The following is a 21,197-nucleotide window of genomic DNA, read 5'->3' on the forward strand; positions in this document are numbered from 1 at the left end:
TTAATAGGTTAACTTATAATAGGTTAACTTAGCGTGGACTCATGAAACCCCATTCGCGGGGCAATTTCAGTGAGACTGAATTTTGCTTTAAAAAGAATCTCAATCTGGTATCTTTGACCTTCAGTTAGCTGCTGATAATACACGTTTCTCACACTCGTCTTTGGTCGGACAAATGAAGATTTTATCGGTAACGATTCCTTGTCCTAATTTTCTTTCGAGCATTGCAGTTATTATATGGATTCAGGCTTAATATAAAAAATAACAAGAAAATAAGGTGAGTAAAAAATGAATGATTACGGTATTTGGACCATCATTACCCCTGTTGTCACAATTATTTTAGCTATATTTACACGCCAGGTTATTTTGTCACTACTACTCGGTATATTAGTGGGTTTTACTGTCATTAATGACCATAATATTATTTCAGGTATACAAGGGACTAGTGAAGGTATTATTGATACCTTTTCCTCCTCAGGCAATACAAAAACCATTATTTTTATGTTGATGATTGGTGGCATAATGCGGCTTGTGGTTGTTACAGGCGGCGTGCGATCTTTAGTTCGTTTACTTACGAACAAAACACAACTTATTAAAAATAAAAAATCTGTTCAGTTCTTAGCAATGATCATTACATCATTAATTTTTATTGAAAGCTCAATTAACCAATTAATTGCTGGAGCATCAACCAAGAAATTAGCTAAAAACTACGGTATCCCACCAGAAAAAATGTCTTACATTATCCAGACATCCTGTGTTTCTGTCTGTTCTTCTGCCATGATTAACGGTTGGGGTGCCGCAATGATGGGCGTCATCGGTGTACAGATTTCCAGGGGGTTAATCAGCGGGGAGCCATTCGATATCCTGGCTGGCTCTATGGTTTATAATATTATGGCTTGGTTATCTCTGGCTTCTGTCTTATTTTATATTTTCTCTAATGTTTCCTGGGGACCAATGAAAACCGCAGAAATGCGGGCCTTATATGACCATTTAAATAGTGATATTGAAGATAAACACAATGAAGATAGTGAAGATGTTATTGAACACCCTAATAGCCATACTTCATTAAACTTTTTTATTCCTATTTTATCGACGGTATTAATGCTCCCTGTTGCTCTCTATATCACAGGTGATGGTGATTTTAGTAAGGGCAGCGGTTCAACCTCTATCTATTGGAGTGTTATATTTGGAACCACGATCTCTTTTTTCTGGTTCTTATTACGCCGTGTTTTAACCATCGAAAGCTTTTTTAAAGAGCTTTATATTGGTTATGCCAGCATGATAAAAATAAGCTCTGTCATGGTATTGGCATTCTTAATGGGTAACGTTTCCGCTGATTTAAATACCGGTGCGTATATTGCACAAATAACGTCTGGCATCATTCCGGCGGGTTTTTCCATCGGCTTTATTTTTCTGATTAGTTCCATCATGTCATTAGCAACAGGCACCTCATGGGGGACATTCGCAATGATGATCCCCATTGGGGTACAGCTAGGCATTTCAGTGGGTATGCCTCCTGAATATATGATCGGTGCCGCAATTGCGGGTTCCATTTTTGGTGATATGACATCGCCAATTTCCAGCGATGCTATCGTTGCATCAATGGCAACAGATTGTGACCATATTGAACATATTCGGACTCAAATGCCATACGCGTTGGTTACTGCAAGTTTCACCCTCGCTATCTATTTCTATTTAGGCCTTACTTATTAATTTACCATCCGCTGAGGATAATATGTCTTTAACAGAAAATTTGGCAAAATTTGCCCGGATTGATTTACTTAAAACGGCCACTATGATGGATAAATTGGAAAATTTATCCCACTACTTAGGACGCGATATTTATATTAAGAGAGATGATTTAACCCCCCTGGTGATGGGTGGGAATAAATTACGTAAACTGGAGTATCTTATTGCTGACGCATTACAAAAAAAGGCTAAAGTTATTGTTACCGCTGGCGCAATTCAATCAAATCACGTCCGGCAAACAGCCGCTATGGCGGCGAAGTATGGTCTAAAATGCGTCGCTTTATTAGAAAATCCCATTCAAAATCAGGACAGTAATTTTCTCAATAATGGCAATAAATTACTGACGGAATTATTCAATCCCCAATGCGTCATGTGTGATGAATTGACCGATCCAAACAGGCAAATGGAAGAATTGGTTGATCAACTCAATCTCGAAGATGCCTATATTGTGCCTGTCGGGGGTTCCAATGCTCTGGGTTCATTGGGTTATGTGCGTTGTGCATTAGAAATAGCCGAGCAGCGCCCGAAAGAGGTGGAGTTTGCCGCCGTGATTGTCGCCTCTGGAAGCGCGGGTACACATGCAGGGTTGGCTGTCGGGTTACATTCTGTACTACCGCAGACACCGGTTATTGGCGTTACCGTCTCACGTGTTACCGCCGAGCAAGCGCCAAAAGTAAGTCAATTGCAGCAAGAGATCAGCGCGCTCTTAGGCCAAACAACCTGCCCAGATATTCTTTTGTGGGATAATTATTTCGCTCCCATGTATGGCATGCCAAATAAATCAGGATTAGACGCCATTACGCTACTGGCACAAAAAGAGGGTATTTTATTAGATCCCGTCTATACCGGAAAAGCGATGGCGGGATTAATTGATAATGTACTGAATAACACCATCGAAAGTCAGAAACCATTGCTTTTTGTTCATACTGGTGGTGCTCCTGCATTGTTTTCTTATTCTTCGATAAGCGCAATCTAATTTTACAGAAAAAACAGCTCTCTTTTTAGCTGTTTTTTCCAGTTTAGTGAGATTTTTTGGCTCACACTTAGCAAAATCACTGATTTTATTTTCATCTAATCTTGGTGATTTTTTTTCAGGTTAAATTGGCTATCTTTCTATACGCGATAAACTGGCATTAGAATGGTGCGAAGCCTTAACAACAAATCCCAGACAAAGTATCTTGGATAAGATTAAAGAACGCCTGGATGCTGTTTTCACCGAAAAAGAGATTGTTGACCTGACAGCAACGATCGCCTTAATGAATGCCCTTAACAGAATGGCGGTCAGTTTAGGGGACCGAAACGAATAATCACATCATTATGCAGGCGATTTAACCTGACCATTCATTGAAAAATTTCTGCCCGCAATCTTTGCGATGAATGCTATCGTGAGTATAATGCGCGACGATTTGCCGGGAGAAAACATGAAAGATTGCGCTGTAAAGGCTGTAACAAAACACCAAGCTAACGAGACACTGTCTGCTGGCAGCGTAAGCGCGTTGTTTTTCCCATTGCTTAACCGAACATTAAAAAAGCCCCTCAGTTGAGGGGCTTTTTTTTGCCTGACCAGTCCAAGTCTAGAAGTCATAAAAGAGGAACGTAACCATGGCTAATCCGTTATATCGCAAGCATATCATTTCAATTAATGATCTGAGCCGTGCAGATCTGGAACTGGTATTGCAGACGGCCGCTGCATTAAAAGCCAATCCACAGACTGATTTACTGAAACACAAGGTGATAGCGAGTTGCTTCTTTGAAGCCTCCACACGTACCCGTCTCTCTTTCGAGACCGCCATTCAGCGACTCGGCGCTGCCGTCGTGGGCTTCGCTGACAGTAGTAATACTTCATTGGGTAAAAAGGGAGAAACGTTGGCTGATACCATTTCCATTATCAGCCAATACGCCGATGCCATCGTCATGCGTCACCCACAGGAAGGTGCGGCACGATTGGCTTCTGAGTTTTCCGGCCCTATCCCTGTTATCAACGCTGGCGATGGCGCAAACCAGCATCCGACCCAGACGTTGCTCGACCTGTTCACCATTCAGGAAACTCAGGGCAGGCTGGAAAACCTGAAAATTGCGATGGTCGGTGATTTGAAATATGGCCGTACCGTTCATTCACTGACACAAGCGCTGGCGAAATTTAACGGCAACCATTTCTGTTTTATTGCGCCAGATGCACTTGCAATGCCAAGCTATATCCTGCATATGCTGGAAGAAAAACAGGTGAGTTACAGCCTCCACAATAACTTTGAAGATGTGCTGCCCGAACTGGATATTCTGTATATGACCCGTGTCCAGAAAGAGCGTCTTGACCCTTCAGAATATGCCAATATCAAAGCTCAGTTTGTCCTGCGCGCGGCGGATCTGGTGAATGTTAAAGAAAACCTGAAAGTACTGCACCCGCTGCCACGTATTGATGAAATTATGGGAGATGTCGATAAAACGCCATATGCTTACTACTTCCAGCAAGCAGGAAATGGCATTTTTGCCCGTCAGGCATTATTGTCGCTGGTATTGAATGAAGATGTTGTTATAGCCCGCTAAGAAAACTATCTATACCAATCCAACTTCAAGGTGCAGCCAACAGCGCTGCAACTTGAAAAACGATAACTAACAATGAGATGATTTCCCCAATCCCCCAAAACTCACTTCCCAATTCCCACCGGATACGATTCAAACAAATACCCGTCAAAATTCGGGTCATCCACATCTGACAACGCCAGCAAACTCTGTTTCACGTTTTCTAAGTGTTGCCACATCGTTTGCTTCGCTGCGGCGGGATCTTTTTTGATCATCGCTGCCAAAATGGTCTGATGATCATTCAACCACGCTTTACGGTAATCAGTATTGGTAATTCGGCTATGCAGTTTCACCCACATGGGATTATTTTCACGCCACGCCCAGGACTGTTTAAGCAATTCAACTAACATACTGTTATGCGTTGCCAGCGCGATGGCTAAATGAAACTCCCTGTCACCGGATTCACTGTCTCCCGAAATCAGATCATTTTTCTCTTTTTCCAATGCCTTGCGCATATTGGCAATATCGGCGGGAGTCACCTGGAGCGCGGCAAATTCAGCGATATTACTTTCCAATAATTGGCGCGCCTGTAACAACTCAAAAGGCCCTGCGGCATTGATGGTGGTATCGTTTGAATAGGTGCGTGGCCGTCGGAGGAGATAAATACCTGAGCTTTTGCGTACTTCAATGAGGTTTTCCAATTCCAGTACAATTAACGCTTCACGAACAAGTGTGCGCGAAACGCTGAATTTTTCTGCAATTTCACGCTCTGTCGGTAGACGATCACCGGGAGAATAATCCATCTCTATCATCATCTGACGTAATGATTGGGCTACTTCGTGATAGGGACGTCTGGAGTCTGCAAGGTTCATCATTTAATGCCGCCGTAAGTTCATATACTCAAATGGATCGACTAAAAATGATGTTATTCTAAGACATCAATGCCAGAAATATAACCACCTATTCTTGTTACAATAGGTGGTTTTGAGAGAAAATTATTCTAATTTACGCACTCGACTAACCATTTCGAATAATTCCGGTTGGATCTTAGCAAGATCGTCATACATGGGTTTGACCGCATCCTGAAAGCGGGTTTTATCGACGGCAATAAATTCAACCCCTTGCTTTTCTGCTTTAGCACGTTCTTCCTTTTCTGATTGTTCCCACAGTTGAATCATGTATTTTGAGGAGTTCAGTGCTGCTTTTTTCACAATCTCTTGCTGTTCAGTGGCTAACTTATTCAATGACTTGTTCGATATTAACAGGACATCAGGGATCATCGCATGCTCATCCAGCGAAAAGAATTTTGCCACTTCATTATGACGGCTTAACGTAAAAGAAGTAATGTTGTTCTCTGCGGCATCCACAACCCCTTGTTGCAATGCGGTATAGAGTTCACCGTAGGCGAGTGGCGTTGGATTTCCTCCCAACCCTTTTACCATCGCAATGGCGGTTGGGCTGGGTTGTACGCGAATTTTCAAACCCTTTAGATCTTCAGGTGTGCTAATCGGTTTTTTCGCATAAAAACTGCGTGCGCCCGCATCATAGTAAGTAAGACCAATAAACCCCATGTTTTGGCTTGAATCGAGGATTTCTTTACCGATATCGCTATTGATGACGTGTTGATAGTGCTTTTTATCGCGGAATAAATAGGGCAGGTTAAAAATGGAATAAGCTGGCGAGAAGGCTTCTAATTCTGCCGCGTTGGATTTAGCAATATCCAGAGCGCCGTTTTGCATCAATTCGATGGATTCACGCTGGTTGCCCAATTGAGAATCAGAATAGATGCGAATACGAACTTCCCCGTTAGTTTTTTCTTCTACTTCGTTAGCGAACTCGGTCATGGCCTTATGGACAGCATGGTTTCGGTTCTGGTTATGGCTGAGTTTCAGTGTTGTCGCAGCAAAAGCCGGGGATGCTCCCAGCATAAACATGATACCAGCCGCTATGCTTGCTATACCTGAAACTTGTCGTTTGGTGTTCTGCATGTTTGGTTCTCCAGAGGTGAAGGTCGATTGTTGTTATTTTCTGTGGACAAACAATAATCAGAACTGATTTATTGGGCAAAGGGCAAAATGCAATTGGTCGATCTTACTCGCAAAAAATGGCATTATTGGTTGACCTTTTTGTATTTGTGATCTATCTCACCCTCTTTTAAGACATTATTTCAAGGTCTTTAGTGCAATCAGTATAGATTCTCATTCCTGTGTGGGTTTTAATTGGTAAACCAAAATGACAGGGATCAGATAAATGAAAAACCTTGTAGCGATGACCAATAAAAGTTTGGCATTTTTTACCGTCTGCCTGCTGACCTTCTTGGTTTTATGTGTGTCGTGGCAGGTCATTTCACGCTATGTCTTAGAGGCACCGAGCACCGAGACAGATGAATTAGCACGTTATCTGTTTATGTGGGTCGCAATGATTGGCGCTGCCTATACCACCGGCCAGCATCGCCATCTTGCTATCGATTTGCTGATGATGAAATTAACCGGAGTCAAAAAAAGTATTATCGGCCTGATTATTCAGGCAGCCATTATTATATTTTCTGCCATTGTGCTGCTTTATGGTGGCAGCCTGCTTGTTGCATCGACACTGGAAAATGGTCAAATCACACCTGTATTAGGCTGGAAGATGGGATACATCTATTTATGTTTGCCGATTAGCGGAATATTGATGATTTTCTATGCGCTGGTTGATGTGATCTCGATTGTTCAGCATTTTTCTGGTCAACCCCCCGTTGTGTCTGAGAATCATTAACTTGTGGAAATAAGAGGTCAGAGTATGGATTGGTATATCATTGCCGCACTCTTTGGCACATTTGCAATATTACTGGCGTTGAGTATCCCCGTTTCTTTTGCTATCGGCTTATCTTCGTTAGTCGCTATTACGATGACATTGCCGCTGGAGTCTGCGATCACGGTTGTGGCACAACGTATGGCGGCGGGGGTCGATAACTTCTCTCTATTGGCGATCCCGTTCTTTATCCTGGCCGGAAATATTATGAACCAGGGTGGGATAGCTGCACGTTTGATCAATCTGGCTAAGATGATCGGCGGCCGTTTGCCGGGATCATTAATGCACGTCAATATCATGGCGAACATGCTGTTCGGGGCAATTTCAGGCTCGGCAGTGGCATCTGCGGCTGCGGTCGGGGGAACAATGGCGCCGATGCAGCGAAAAGAAGGATACGATCCTCATCTGTCTGCTGCTGTGAACATCGCTTCTTGCCCTTCTGGTTTGCTGATCCCACCCAGCAATACCTTGATTGTGTACTCGTTGGTTTCAGGGGGAACCTCTATTGCTGCCTTGTTTTTAGCGGGTTATATCCCTGGCATTATTATGGGCGTTTCACTCATGATTGTGTCTGCCATTATTGCCAAGAGGAAGCGCTATCCTGTCGCAGCCCGGCCAACGTGGCGCGAATTTTTTGCTACAGCGTGGAAAGCGATACCGTCATTAATGTTGGTTGTGGTGATTATGGGCGGAATTATTGCGGGGATCTTCACGGCGACAGAAGCCTCAGCCATTGCCGTTCTCTACAGTTTTATTCTCGCGGTGGTGATTTATCGTGAAGTGAGTCTCAAACAACTGCCCAAAATTATTCTTGATTCTGCGGTTACCACATCTATTGTTTTGCTGTTGATTGGCGTATCAATGGGCATGTCCTGGGCGATGGCCAATGCTGACCTGCCCTATCTGATTGCCGATACGTTGATGGCGGTTTCTGATAATCCGCTGACCATTTTGCTCGTCATTAATATCATCCTGCTGATTGTGGGGATCTTTATGGATATGACACCTGCCATTTTGATCTTCACGCCGATTTTTTTACCCGTTGCCATGAGCATAGGGATTGATCCTGTACATTTTGGCATCATCATGACGTTTAATTTGGCTATTGGGATTTGTACGCCGCCCGTAGGCAGCGCGTTATTTGTGGGTTGCTCTGTAGGAGAAGTGAGTATTGATAAGGTACTGAAGCCACTATTGCCGATGTATATTGCGCTGATCTCGGCGTTAGCGCTGGTGACATACCTGCCGCAATTGAGTTTGTGGTTACCTGAATTAGTCTTGAATGCGTGATAGGGGGAGTTATGAAACAAACCTGGCGTTGGTATGGACCGGAAGATCCTGTTTCATTAGCGGATATCCGTCAGGCAGGAGCAACAGGAGTGGTAACGGCGTTGCACCATATTCCTAACGGCGAAGTCTGGCCTGTCGAGGAAATAGCGCAACGTAAAGCACTGATTGAAACCAATCAACTTGAGTGGACGGTGGTCGAAAGTGTTCCCGTTCATGAAGATATCAAGACGCATACCGGAGAGTACGACCGATGGCTCGAAAACTATCAACACACCTTGCGTAACCTCGCTGCCAGCGGGATCAAAACAGTATGCTACAACTTTATGCCGGTTCTGGATTGGACACGTACTGATCTCGACTATGAATTACCTGACGGCTCAAAAGCGTTGCGTTTTGATCAAATCGAATTTGCGGTTTTTGATATCCACATTTTGCAACGTTGTGGCGCAGAAAAAGAGTATTCCGAAGATGAAATTGTGCAAGCACAATCACGCTTCGCTGCAATGACAGCAGAAGAAAAACAAAAACTGACAAAGACGATCATTGCGGGTCTCCCTGGTGCAGAGGAAGGCTATACCTTAGAACAATTTCGCCAACAGCTAAAACGTTATACCGGAATGGATAAGGCCAAATTGCGTGAACACTTTGCTTATTTCCTGCAAAAGATCATTCCGGTTGCGGAAGAACTCGGGATCAAAATGGCGGTTCATCCTGATGATCCACCGCGTGAAATCCTGGGCCTGCCACGCATTGTTTCTACGATAGAAGATATGCGCTGGATAGCTGAAACGATGGACAGCAACGCCAATGGCTACACAATGTGCACCGGATCTTACGGCGTGCGGGCGGATAATGATTTGGTGAAGATGATCAAATTATTGGGTTCCCGTATCTATTTTCTCCATTTGCGTTCAACCGTACGTGAAGAAAACCCATCCACGTTCCATGAAGCGGCACATCTGGCGGGGGATGTGGATATGTATGAAGTGATCAAAGCGGTTGCGGAAGAAGAACATCGCCGGTTGGCGGCGGGTGAAAATCACCTGATCCCCATGCGGCCTGATCATGGTCATCAAATACTTGATGATTTGAAAAAGAAAACGAACCCCGGCTATTCGGCAATCGGCCGTCTGAAAGGGCTGGCTGAAATTCGTGGCCTTGAATTGGGTGTTCATCGCGCATTTTACCCAAAATAGTTGCTGAGCTAACCCTACATGGTAGTGGATAAATATCACTCACTACCGCTTATTGGTGAGTCCATTATGGAAAAAAATCTTGTCAATGCAATAACTTCTGTCCCATGCCCTGGCTGGACAACCGAACGCCTGACTTCCCGTATTGTGCATTTAGGGTGCGGTGCATTTCATCGGGCGCATCAGGCGCTTTATACACATCATGTATTAGAGCAGACAGACAGTGATTGGGGATTCTGTGAAGTTAATCTGATGCTCAATGATGCTTCACTGATTAAAAATCTTAAAAAACAGTCCATGCGCTATACCGTTGCCGAGAAAGGGCCGGATGGAATGACATTAAAAATGATTGGTTCGATGAAAGAGGGGATGCATCCATTAATTGATGGCGTTCAAGCGATTATTGAAAAAATGGCCGATCCTGATGTCGCAATCATCTCTTTGACAATAACTGAAAAAGGATATTGTACCGATGCTGCGACAGGCCGTTTAGATCTCAATAATGCATTAATTATTAAAGATATTGCTAATCCTGTGGTGCCAAGATCAGCCATCGGCTATATCACGGCCGCATTAAAATTGCGTTTTGAACGAAGCCTTCCGGCAGTGACGATTTTGTCGTGCGATAACGTGCGGGAAAACGGGCATGTTGCCCGTGAGACCGTATTAGGTCTGGCGCGTTTGCAGGACGAAAAATTGGCACAATGGATAGAAAATCAGGTGACATTTCCCTGCACGATGGTGGATCGTATTGTGCCGGCAGCCACACCAGAAACGTTAACTGAAATTGCTCAACGGCTGGGCGTTGAAGATCCTTGTGCTATTGCCTGTGAACCTTTCCGTCAATGGGTAATTGAAGATAATTTTGTCAATGGTCGCCCGGATTGGGATCGGGCCGGAGCGCAATTTGTGGATGATGTGGTGCCCTTTGAAATGATGAAATTGCGCATGTTAAATGGCGCTCATTCATTTCTGGCTTATCTGGGCTATTTGGGCGGCTATGCGCATATCTCCGATACCATGACAAATGCCGATTATCGTCGGGCCGTGTATGCATTAATGCTGAATGAACAGGTCCCGACACTGTCGATGCCAGAAGACATCGACTTAGTGACCTATGCGGATAACTTGCTCGAACGGTTCACTAATCCCGCGTTAAAACATCAGACCTGGCAAATTGCGATGGATGGCAGTCAGAAATTGCCCCAGCGCATGGTCGATTCCATTGAATGGCACCTTTTGCGGGGAAGTGATTATCGCCATTTAGCGCTCGGTGTGGCGGGTTGGATGCGTTATATCAGTGGCGTGGATGAACAAGGTCAACCGATTGATGTGCGTGATCCATTAAAAGAGACCTTTGCGGCGATTTTTGCCCAATATGGTCATTCTGTTGCTGTGGTGGAAGATGTGGTGAAAGAGCTATTAGCAATTGAATCGATCTTCGGCAAGCAACTGGTAAAAAACCGTGATTTTGTCGATCACGTCACCAAAGCCTATCAGAACTTACTCAATGTTGGCGCACGCCAGGCGGTTGCGGCCCTTTGAGCATAGAGGAAAACGTAATGAAAACCTTTATGTGTGAAGATTTCCTGTTAAATAATGATGTTTCCCGTCGCCTTTATCATGATTACGCGGCGTTGATGCCGGTTTATGACTATCACTGTCATCTCAATCCCAAAGAGATTGCGCAAAACCGCCGTTTCCACAATCTTGGTCAAATCTGGCTGGAGGGCGATCATTATAAATGGCGTGCGATGCGTGCGGCAGGGATTGAAGAGGCGCTGATTACCGGTGCTGAAAGCCGTGATTATGAAAAATACCTCGCATGGGCGAAAACGGTTCCGCTGACAATCGGCAATCCACTTTATCACTGGACTCATCTGGAATTGCGGCGCCCCTTTGGCATTCGCGGAAAATTATTTGCGCCTGACACCGCAGAGGCTATCTGGCATGAGGCGAACGAGAAACTCTCTCAAGATGAATTTTCTGCCCGTGGCATTATGCAGCAAATGCAGGTACGCATGGCAGGAACAACGGATGATCCTATTGATTCTCTCGAATATCATCAGCAGATCGCCAAAGATAAAGACTTTACTATCAAAGTATTACCAAGCTGGCGTCCGGATAAAGTCTTCAAAATTGAGTTGTCGGGTTTTTGTGACTATCTCGAACAATTAGGAGAAGCCGCCGATATTGCTATCGGGTGTTTTGCCGATTTATTGCAGGCATTAGAATGCCGTCTCGAACACTTTCAGGAGCACGGTTGTGTGGCATCAGATCATGGTATTGAACAGTTGCGTTACGCGCCGATACCTGACGAAAAAGTGTTAGATGGCATTTTGCAAACGCGCAGACAGGGGCAATTACTCAGCGAATTAGAAATAGCCCAATTTACGACAGCGGTGCTGGTTTGGTTAGGTAAGCAGTACGCAAAACGCGGCTGGGTCATGCAACTGCATATTGGTGCCTTGCGCAATACCAACACGCGTATGTTTAATCGGTTAGGGCCAGACTGCGGCTTTGATTCCATTGGGGATAATCCTATCGCTTACCCATTATCTCGCTTGCTGGATGAAATGGATAAAACAGACCAATTACCAAAGACTATTCTCTATTGCTTAAACCCCCGTGATAACGAAGTGATCGCAACTATGACCGGCAATTTTCAGGGCGGGAATCGGGGTGATAAAAGTATTAGGGGCAAGATCCAATTTGGATCGGGCTGGTGGTTCAACGATCAAAAAGACGGTATGCAGCGTCAATTAGAGCAACTTTCCCAATTAGGCTTATTAAGCCAATTTGTCGGTATGCTGACAGATTCACGCAGTTTCTTATCCTATACCCGCCATGAATATTTTCGGCGCATTCTCTGCAATATGCTGGGAAATTGGGTCGAAAATGGTGAAATTCCCCATGATGAAAAAATGCTGGGGCAGATAGTTCAGGATATCTGCTTCAATAATGCTGAACGTTATTTTCAGGCTGTAAAGGATTAAAATATGCAGATGTGGAAAATTGCCCTGATTGGCGAAGGGATGATTGAGCTAAATGGCACGCCATGTGGTGCCATGACACAAAATTATGGCGGTGACGTGCTAAATAGTGCCGTTTATCTGGCTCGCGCTGGCGGCGATACACTTGATGTCCATTTCGTCACGGCGATGGGCACGGATCCTTTGAGCGAAAGCATGATCTCACGCTGGCAGCAAGAAGGCATTAATACTTCGCTCGTGTTGCGTGATAACGCGCATCAGCCCGGTCGATACCTGATCCAGCTCGATGAAAAAGGTGAACGCACGTTTCTTTACCAGCGCGATAACTCGGCGGCGCGTTATCTCTTGCGCCATCCTGATTATCCCCTGTTGCGCCAACAATTGCGGAATATGGATGTGCTCTACCTCAGTGGGATCAGCCTGGCTATTTTGCCCGAAAATGATCGCCAGTTGCTGTTAATTGATTTGAAACAGTTAGCTTCTGAAGGGAAATTGATTTTCTTTGACAGTAATTACCGCCCGGCCTTATGGGAAAATGAAACGCAAGCCCGTGAGTGTTATCAGCAAATGTATGCCATCACTGATATTGCGTTAGTGACTGACGATGACGAAGCTCGTCTCTGGGGAGACACGTCAATTGAGGAGAGCGTTAACCGCCTGAAAAGAATCGGGGTTAAACATGCCATTATCAAAGCGGGTGAACGGGGCTGTTTTTATCGTGACTTAAGCGGCTGCAATGCCACACAACATATTAAGACGCAACCTGTTACCTCTGTCGTTGATACCACTTCGGCAGGCGATGCGTTTAATGCGGGTTTTATCGTGGGGCGGTTAAATGGGAAATCCATTCATGATTCAGCATTAATGGGGCATCAGCTCGCAGGGGTTGTGATCCAGCATAAAGGGGCGATTGTGCCACCGGCGGCGACACAAGAAGTTATCGCGCGTTTTTTTAATTTGAACGAAATCGGAGAGAATGATAATGCAAGAGATAATGGCACGTCTGCGTCAGATTAAAATTGTGCCTGTGATAGCGATTGAAGAGGCCAGAGATATCATTCCCCTTGGTCACGCGTTAGCAGACAACGGCCTGCCTGTGGCTGAAATCACGTTTCGTACCGAGAGTGCCGCCGAAGCAATTAGCCTGCTAAAAGCGGCGCGGCCAGATATGCTGATCGGTGCGGGAACCGTGCTTCATCGTGAACACGTACGTCAGGCAAAAGCAGCGGGGGCAGAGTTTATTGTTTCACCCGGGTTTAATCCAAACACCGTTCAGGCGTGCCAGCAAATCGGTATTCCTATCATTCCCGGCGTAAATAACGCCAGCACGATTGAACAAGCGCTGGAATCAGGCATCAATTTTGTCAAATTTTTCCCGGCTGAACCCTCGGGTGGCATTGCGATGATTAAAGCACTACTCGCTCCGTACCCACAGTTACACGTCATGCCAACCGGTGGGATCAGTGTTAAGAACATTCTCGATTACCTTGCTATCCCACAAATTGTGGCATGTGGGGGTTCCTGGATGGTCAGCCCACAGTTGATCCGAGATAAAGAGTGGCGAACGATGGGTAAATTAGCAAGGGAGGCGGTGGAGTTGGTGGACGTGTTGTGAGATTGTGATCCTGCATGATCCCGTTGAACGACAGAAGGAGATAAAAAAAGCCACCCCTGAACAGTATAGAGGCAAGATCTATGCCGCCCGTTATTCGCAGGCAGGCGTTTCCAATCAAACCGACCCGATGAAAATCGTCCACTTGTGCCCTGTTCTTGTTCAAGGATAAGAAAACGGCTGATGTTGATCAGCAACTTGAGCGTATTTTGGCGGAATTGGATAGGCGAGATAGCGAAAAAATAAGCAAAACAGGTCAGCCAGAGAGCAAATGCGTTAGAACGAAAATGATAACGCCTCCTGATTGGGGGCGTCTTTCTTAAAATAATGAATACAAATCTCAATGAATTTTCAAAAACCGAACCTGAACCGACATATTTGTGGTGACTATTAAACAAAAGAACCATAAACGCCTTATACAATGCGCTGAGGCTCAAATCCATTCAGTTCAGTAAGGGATAATCTCACCGGTACAGATTTTGAAGTTGGCGTGCCAGTCCCATCACCAACACTGTCCATTGGGACTAATGGGTTGGTTTCCGGGTAGTAAGCAGCAAGGTTCCCGCGCGGAATGGCATAAGGCACTAACTTAAAGCCGGAAACTTTACGCTTAATACCGTCATGCCATACGGTTTCGATATCGACCAAATCACCGGCCTGATAGCCCAATTGGGCAATATCTTCCTCATTCATAAACAACACTTCCCGCTGACCATAAACCCCGCGATAACGATCATCCAGCCCATAAATCGTGGTGTTATATTGATCGTGCGAACGCAAGGTTTGCAAAGTGAAAGGAACATCAGCGCCTTCAATTTGTGGGAACCGCGTTTTTGGTAACGGTGCATGACTGAATTCGGCTTTTTTGCTCGGTGTTGCAAAACGTAATTCGGCCGCAGCATTGCCAAGATAGAAGCCACCAGCGTGTTCACATTTTTTATTAAAATCATCAAACCCGGGAATAGTCGCTGCAATATGATCGCGGATTTTATTGTAATCTCCCGCTAATTCCGACCAGTTAATGGTTGTGGTATTGCCGACTGTCGCATTAGCAATACCGGCAATAATCGCTGTTTCAGAACGCTGGCTATCAAATAATGGCTTATTTACGCCCTCTGAGGCATGAACCATGCTGAACGAGTCTTCTACCGTCACAAACTGTGCGCCGGTAGCCTGAATATCTCGTTCAGTGCGCCCTAATGCCGGCAGAATCAAGGCGCCTTTTTTACCGGTAATAAGATGACTCCGGTTTAATTTTGTGCTGATGTGTACCGTCAAATCACAATGCCTGAGTGCGGCTTCTGTTCGTGGGCTATCCGGAGCCGCTGCTGCGAGGTTCCCACCCAATGCGATCAGAACCTTAACTTCATCACGCAACATGGCACTCAACGCTTCCACAACATGATGACCATGAGCACGGGGTGGCTCGAAACCAAAATGAGCAGCCATGTTATCCAAAAAAAGTTTGCCCGGTTTCTCATTAATTCCCATCGTCCGGTTACCCTGTACATTACTGTGTCCACGTACCGGACAAAGCCCTGCGCCCGATTTACCCAATTGTCCAAAAAGCAATTGCAGGTTGACGATTTCACGCACCGTAACCAAAGAGTGTTTATGTTGGGTTATCCCCATTGCCCAGGTACAGATGACGCGCCCGGCATTCTGGTAAATGGCTGCCGCTTCACGCAGTTGTGCTTCGGTCAATCCCGATTGCTCTTCAATCAATGACCACTCGGTTGCAACCACTTCTTGCAAATAAGCCTCCACGCCGTGGGTGTAAGTGGCAATGAATGCCAGATCAAAAATACCTGATTTGCTCTCAGCCAGCAGGGCGTTATGGGTTGCTAAAAGTGCCTTGACTATCCCTCGTACCGCAGCCATATCGCCACCAAGTTTCGGTTGATAGTAACGATGGCTAATTTCACCCGCCATTGGGGTGATCACTTCAAGCGGTTTTTGTGGATCAGCGAAACGTTCCAAACCGCGCTCATGCAGGGTATTAAAAGTGACGATGCGCGCGCCGCGTTCAGCCGCATGTCGTAAGCTATGCAGCATTCGTGGGTGATTTGTCCCGGGGTTTTGACCAAATATAAAGATGGCATCGGCATGATCAAAATCTTGCAGCCGAACAGTGCCTTTCCCAACGCCTAAGCTTGCCAACATACCGGAACCGCTGGCTTCATGACACATATTGGAGCAATCTGGGAAGTTGTTGGTTCCCACTACACGGCCAAACAACTGGTACAGCCACGAAGCCTCATTACTGGCTCGCCCCGAAGTGTATAGTTCAAGCTGATTGGGGTTATCCATCGCCTGAATATGGTTGGCTATCAGGGCAAAAGCCTCATCCCAACGGATCGGCTCGTAATGATCCGTCTGCGGGTTATAGCTCATCGGCTCAACCACTCTTCCCTGGTATTCAAGGAAATAATCGCTTTGTTGGTAGAGTTGACTAACGCTATGGGTTTCGAAAAACTGCCGATCAACATACCGACGAGTCGCTTCCCAAGTGACTGCCTTGGCACCGTTTTCACAAAAGCTAAACAGGCTTTTGTTGTCATCTCCCCATGCGCATCCGGGGCAATCAAAGCCTCTGGGCTTGTTCATGCGCATCAGGTTAACTATATTTTTCAGTGCTTGTTTACTATCAAAGACAAAACGGGTTGTTGCCTCCAGTGAACCCCAACCACCCGCCGCCGCATGGTAAGGTTTTATTTTTGATTTGAATTTCATAAAAATCTCTATTTTTTATGTCGTAGCCAGCATCGGGCCACATATCTACAGGTGAACCCGTCACGTCGATTTCATTCATTGGCGGTTTACCGCCGATGTGATCATACTCCTATCTGCCTATAGTGATAATTATTCCGTGGTTATGTCACGAAAAAACCGGACTATTTGCCAAGTATATAGGCACTATTGCTAGTGCCCTTAGATGCCATTAAGATCCAAAATTAGCACTGAACGTATCAAAGTTATCAGCTTTAACAAACCTAGCAGCGTTAGACACCTCTTTGCCATCTGCGTCTTTACTTAATGCATTAAAATGCTCAACACCACACTTGATTTTGGCCTTTTCAGCTTCACGCAGGTCAGCTGAGAATATGCTTGATTTCGTTTCAACCACAAAATAAAGCTTTTCCCCCGTTCCATCACCTGTGTCAATTAATACTGCCCAATCAGGATTGTAACTACCCAGCGGAGTATCAATCTTGAACCAGGATGGTAATTTGGAATAAATCTTCACTTCTTCAGCGCGTTCTAGCTTTTCAGCGAAGTTAAACTCGGTATCTGAATCGCAAATAATGTAGTCATATACCGACTTTTCAGCTTTCACCATATCTTTGAGGTAGCCAGTCAGCTCTTCTTCCTGGAAAAGCTCTTGAGCATAGTATGCCTTGTCACCAATACGGTGATATTTAATGCCATCTACAATGACAATACGCATCTGTTTACGGATAACTTCACCCGCTAATTCGATAAAACGTTGCGGGTTGTTTTTGAAGGCTTCCAGCTTATCGCCTAAACCTAGCAGAATGTCAATAATTGTCTGGCGGGTCAGATGGGTCTGATCGGTCAGATAAGTTACGATACCTGGCAACTGGAAGTTGCGATTACGATAATACTGAATCTTGGTTTTCTCATCGTAGGTTTCCAGTTCAGCTTCAGTGACAGCAACCTTAACCTTGGTGTACTGGAACCTGGCACTGGCAACTACCACGTTCGCTCTAATTTCCTTGATACAGTTTTCAACCAGTTCGTTGATATTAAAATTAACACGATAAGTTGTTTTATATTTAATACGCTCCCAAAGGGCCTTGAAGTCTTCACTCAGTACAACCTGCTTACCATGTGTATCTTCACACAAGGCTATAGAGCGCTTTTCTTCGTGTTTTTTCACGTTCAGGCCCTTTACCAACTTCTTCAGTGTAGCAACGATGGCTTCAGCATGTTCAGAGACACTGGAAGGCAGATTCAATTCATTGTTATTCATAGCAATTTTTAGTGTATCCTGAATCTTGCCTTTGCCATCAATATAACCTTGGGACAAAAGATGCTGGAAAATCTCTTCCGACTTCTTCGCTCCCAAGAAGGTCTTTTGATCCAACTCGCCAGAAACAACAATGTTGGCAAACTGGTGAGACTCAACCACACCAAATTTAATGCCTTCCTCTGCTTCAATCTCTTTTTGCAGCTCAGAAACAAAGCCTTCATAAGATTCATTTGCCATAACGGTCAGGGTATTTACCTCAAAACCATAAGGCACGCGCTCACCAGATTGATCAACGGCTAAACGTAGGCCACGACCGATTTCCTGTCGTTTTTTAGTAATTGAGCTGGTTTCATTCAACGTACAGATCTGGAAAACATTTGGGTTATCCCAGCCTTCTCTCAGTGCTGAGTGTGAAAAGATAAAGCGCAGCTTCTCGTCCATAGATAGAAGCTTTTCTTTGTCTTTCATGATCAGATTATAGGCTGACTCATCAGCCGTAGTTTTACCCCCTTCGCCTTTAACTGAAAGCTTCGAGTCAGCGAACTGAGGATTGCCAGAAATATCTTTTTTCTTGTCCTGTGCAAAGTAACCACCGTGCACTGTTTGAGTGAGTTCTTGCAGCGCTATTTCGTTAATCGTGTATTTATCGCCATCTTTGTCCCAGACCCTTGGGTACAACACACGATATTTAGGCTTTCTAACCTGCCTGGCACACTCTTCTTCAAACCACCTGGCAAACTTACCCTGAACAGGAACGCCATCTTTGGCATAGCCACGGTAGTTAGCAACCTTATCGATAAAGAACAGACTCAGCACCTTAACACCTTTCTGGCTTAGGATTTTCGCGTGGTTGATCTTGTCATAGCCCGTTGTTACTTTGTGGTAGAATTTCAGCTCTTTTTCCAGGTGCTCTTCGATAGTTTTGGCTATTTGAATGCGCTTAAAGTCCTCCGAATCCACTTCGCCAATGGCTTGCCCAAGGCGCACAATCTCATCGCGACTGGTAAAATCAATATACTCATTACCTTCTTCGCAATAAATATCGTTAACGATATAGCCTTCATAAACACTACGCCCACCCGAAAGTTCGAATAAATCATTGATCTGACCATCTTTGATGGTTATTAGCTTACGGGGTTGCAGCTTGCCTGTGCGCGTTTGAGCATCAATTTCAATTTTGGCAGAAATGGGGGACTTCTTATTATCTACACTCACTAGTTTGACGTAGGCCTGGTTATGTCCGTCTTTAACATCCAGCGAAGCAACTTCAATTTGCTTAACCAGTTTGCGCTCATAGGCATCAATAGCGTCGAGCTTATACAGCAGGTGCGGTGCTTCCTCCAACGTGGCCGAATAACGGAATGTACACAGCGGCGCCAAGCTGCTAATCGCTTCTTTTCGGTTTGCCGTTGATACAACTGACTGTGGTTCGTCAATAATAACGACTGGACGAGTAGCCTGAATAAATTCAATGGGCTTCATCCCGTTCAATCTGTCATCGGTACGATGAATCAGATTTGCCGTAGTTTCCTTCGTCGGATCGGTAAATGACTTACTGAACGCATCAACATTGATCACCATGATTTGAATGTAATCATTGGTAGCAAAGTTACGAACCTGTTCGCGCTTTGATGAATCATAAACAAAATAGTCATACTGGACGTTTTTGTACTGCTCACGGAAGTGCTGCTCAGTGATTTGCAGTGATTTGTAGACGCCTTCCTTAATCGCAATGGACGGCACCACGATAATGAACTTTGTCAGTCCATAACGCTGATTGAGTTCAAAGATAGAACGCAGGTACACATAGGTTTTACCTGTCCCTGTTTCCATCTCAATACTGAAATCCAGACTTGGTAGTTCTTGCTTTGCGTTTTCAACCTGTGGCAAGCCATTCTTTAACTGGACATTACGTGTGTTGGCATAAATCTCATCAGGCAATAAGGTAAGAGCATTTCCGACCCCGAGGTCGCTGTTTTGACCAAAGATATTTAATTGCTGATTAACCAACATCTTATTAGCGACAGTAAAATTGCATTGAAATGTTTCCTGCCCTCCAAACACACCTAAAACAGCTTCAATCGCATTGATTTGGTGTGATAAGTCCGATCTAAACTGAATCTTCATCACCATCACCTTAAATGCTCTTCACATCGTCGATACCATACTGCTTCAGGATCTGAATCACATTGGTTTTGACGACACTGTCTGCAAAGCCTTGGTCTTTAAAAACGACTTGGGTATTTTCAGGATTGAGTTTTTCTTTTAGTTTAGCGATCCCCTCAACCACCTGTTCAGTGATATCATCGTCCAGGCAAACTATTAAGGCACCTGTGCCAATGACAAAGACTTTTTTGCCTTCAATTGTAGTTTCTTCCACTTGTGCGGTCAGCTCTAAACCATATTTCAACAAGATCTCGTAAAGTACATCTTCAGGTATGCGGTCATCTTTGATAGATTTAGCAGCTAATTGCAGAACAAGTTCTAAGTTTTCAAAATCAGCATCCCAAGAGTGAATATTTGTTTGATCTAATTTGAAAAACTTAACACCTTGCGTTTTATCTTCTTCTAAAATGGCTTTTTTTATTCTTTTTAGGGCAATTCTGGAAATCAATTCGGGTATTAACTCCTGAGTGCAATACGCTGTTGCGCCCGCATTTTTTGAGACAGGCTCAGGCAATTGAACCAAGATAAACTTTCTTCTGCCGCCATCTTTCTTGTTTTGTTTTAATACCGCATGACCGGTAGAACCACTTCCAGCAAAAAAATCAAGAATGATATCTTCACTATCCATAACCTTCATTAAGTGCTCAATTAATCCTGTTGGCTTGGGATAATCAAAAACAGATGAACGTAGAAGGGCTTCAACCTCTTTACTTCCTTGCTTCGTTGTAAAATCTGTTATTATTGTTTTTGGATGTTCAGTGCCCCTCTTCTTAACATATTGAAGAACACCATTAGGTTTAAAGAAAAATTCAATAACCTGCTGTCCCTCAGGGCGCGAGCATACTTTTTAACACCTATTGAATAAGGGTTAATAACGTGATCTAATTAGC

17 protein-coding genes are annotated in these 21,197 nt (G+C 44.7%); 11 read left to right on the forward strand and 6 right to left on the reverse strand.

The genetic code is table 11. The features are described from left to right. Nucleotides 1-23: 23 nt before the first annotated feature. Nucleotides 24-152, reverse strand: a complete 129-nt coding sequence (locus AAY47_RS23290; RefSeq protein WP_369813309.1) for a helix-turn-helix domain-containing protein — start codon at nt 150-152, stop codon at nt 24-26. Between the two features lie 133 nt (nt 153-285). Between AAY47_RS23290 and AAY47_RS10475 the strand changes: the two genes are divergently transcribed. From AAY47_RS10475 to pyrB, 4 genes are all read left to right on the forward strand, one after another. Continuing rightward, nucleotides 286-1,710 (forward strand): Na+/H+ antiporter NhaC family protein, encoded by a 1,425-nt coding sequence (locus tag AAY47_RS10475; RefSeq protein WP_047769601.1) that lies wholly within the window; start codon nt 286-288, stop codon nt 1,708-1,710. 22 nt (nt 1,711-1,732) lie between these two features. Then, nucleotides 1,733-2,722, forward strand: coding sequence for a D-cysteine desulfhydrase (locus tag AAY47_RS10480; RefSeq protein ID WP_047769603.1), 990 nt, complete (start codon nt 1,733-1,735; stop codon nt 2,720-2,722). A 202-nt stretch (nt 2,723-2,924) separates the two neighbouring features. Next, entirely contained in the window at nt 2,925-3,053 is a 129-nt protein-coding gene (locus tag AAY47_RS23055; protein ID WP_255334811.1) for a hypothetical protein, read from the forward strand. A gap of 295 nt (nt 3,054-3,348) precedes the next feature. Further along, on the forward strand, nt 3,349-4,290 hold the full coding sequence (gene pyrB / locus AAY47_RS10495) for an aspartate carbamoyltransferase (protein WP_047769606.1): 942 nt from the start codon (nt 3,349-3,351) through the stop codon (nt 4,288-4,290). Between the two features lie 101 nt (nt 4,291-4,391). On the opposite strand, the gene AAY47_RS10500 is transcribed toward pyrB, so the two are convergent. Both AAY47_RS10500 and AAY47_RS10505 read right to left on the reverse strand, forming a co-directional pair. After that, entirely contained in the window at nt 4,392-5,141 is a 750-nt protein-coding gene (locus AAY47_RS10500) for an FCD domain-containing protein (RefSeq protein ID WP_047769608.1), read from the reverse strand. Nucleotides 5,142-5,261: 120 nt separating this feature from the next. After that, the gene (locus AAY47_RS10505) at nt 5,262-6,254 is read right to left on the reverse strand and encodes a TRAP transporter substrate-binding protein (protein WP_047769610.1); all 993 of its coding nucleotides are present in this window, start codon (nt 6,252-6,254) and stop codon (nt 5,262-5,264) included. Between the two features lie 262 nt (nt 6,255-6,516). On the opposite strand from AAY47_RS10505, the gene AAY47_RS10510 reads away from it, so the two are divergent. From AAY47_RS10510 to AAY47_RS10540, 7 genes are all read left to right on the forward strand, one after another. Beyond that, the gene (locus tag AAY47_RS10510) at nt 6,517-7,023 is read left to right on the forward strand and encodes a TRAP transporter small permease (RefSeq protein ID WP_047769612.1); all 507 of its coding nucleotides are present in this window, start codon (nt 6,517-6,519) and stop codon (nt 7,021-7,023) included. 24 nt (nt 7,024-7,047) lie between these two features. After that, entirely contained in the window at nt 7,048-8,349 is a 1,302-nt protein-coding gene (locus tag AAY47_RS10515) for a TRAP transporter large permease (protein ID WP_047769614.1), read from the forward strand. An 11-nt stretch (nt 8,350-8,360) separates the two neighbouring features. Continuing rightward, nucleotides 8,361-9,545, forward strand: coding sequence for a mannonate dehydratase (uxuA, locus tag AAY47_RS10520; RefSeq protein WP_047769615.1), 1,185 nt, complete (start codon nt 8,361-8,363; stop codon nt 9,543-9,545). A gap of 66 nt (nt 9,546-9,611) precedes the next feature. Beyond that, on the forward strand, nt 9,612-11,087 hold the full coding sequence (locus AAY47_RS10525; RefSeq protein ID WP_047769617.1) for a fructuronate reductase: 1,476 nt from the start codon (nt 9,612-9,614) through the stop codon (nt 11,085-11,087). 17 nt (nt 11,088-11,104) lie between these two features. Beyond that, nucleotides 11,105-12,538, forward strand: a complete 1,434-nt coding sequence (gene uxaC / locus AAY47_RS10530; RefSeq protein WP_047769620.1) for a glucuronate isomerase — start codon at nt 11,105-11,107, stop codon at nt 12,536-12,538. A gap of 3 nt (nt 12,539-12,541) precedes the next feature. Then, nucleotides 12,542-13,552 carry a sugar kinase gene (locus tag AAY47_RS10535; RefSeq protein ID WP_083446799.1) on the forward strand — a complete coding sequence of 337 codons (1,011 nt, stop codon included), beginning with the start codon at nt 12,542-12,544 and terminating at the stop codon, nt 13,550-13,552. Continuing rightward, a complete protein-coding gene (locus tag AAY47_RS10540) occupies nt 13,518-14,150 on the forward strand; it encodes a bifunctional 4-hydroxy-2-oxoglutarate aldolase/2-dehydro-3-deoxy-phosphogluconate aldolase (RefSeq protein ID WP_047769622.1) in 633 nt (210 codons plus the stop codon). The genes AAY47_RS10535 and AAY47_RS10540 overlap by 35 nt, the downstream gene beginning before the upstream one ends. A 411-nt stretch (nt 14,151-14,561) precedes the next feature. Here the strand turns inward: AAY47_RS10540 and AAY47_RS10545 are convergent, their stop codons facing one another. The 3 genes from AAY47_RS10545 to AAY47_RS10555 form a co-directional block, all read right to left on the reverse strand. Next, complete coding sequence (locus tag AAY47_RS10545) at nt 14,562-16,880, reverse strand: FdhF/YdeP family oxidoreductase (protein ID WP_047769624.1); 2,319 nt, start codon at nt 16,878-16,880, stop codon at nt 14,562-14,564. A gap of 208 nt (nt 16,881-17,088) precedes the next feature. After that, entirely contained in the window at nt 17,089-20,268 is a 3,180-nt protein-coding gene (locus AAY47_RS10550) for a type III restriction-modification system endonuclease (protein WP_047769627.1), read from the reverse strand. 10 nt (nt 20,269-20,278) lie between these two features. Beyond that, nucleotides 20,279-21,121, reverse strand: coding sequence for a DNA methyltransferase (locus tag AAY47_RS10555; protein WP_083446800.1), 843 nt, complete (start codon nt 21,119-21,121; stop codon nt 20,279-20,281). Between the last annotated feature and the right edge of the window lie 76 nt (nt 21,122-21,197).

The sequence above is a fragment of the Xenorhabdus griffiniae genome (genome assembly GCF_001028135.1).
Lineage (GTDB): Bacteria > Pseudomonadota > Gammaproteobacteria > Enterobacterales > Enterobacteriaceae > Xenorhabdus > Xenorhabdus bakwenae.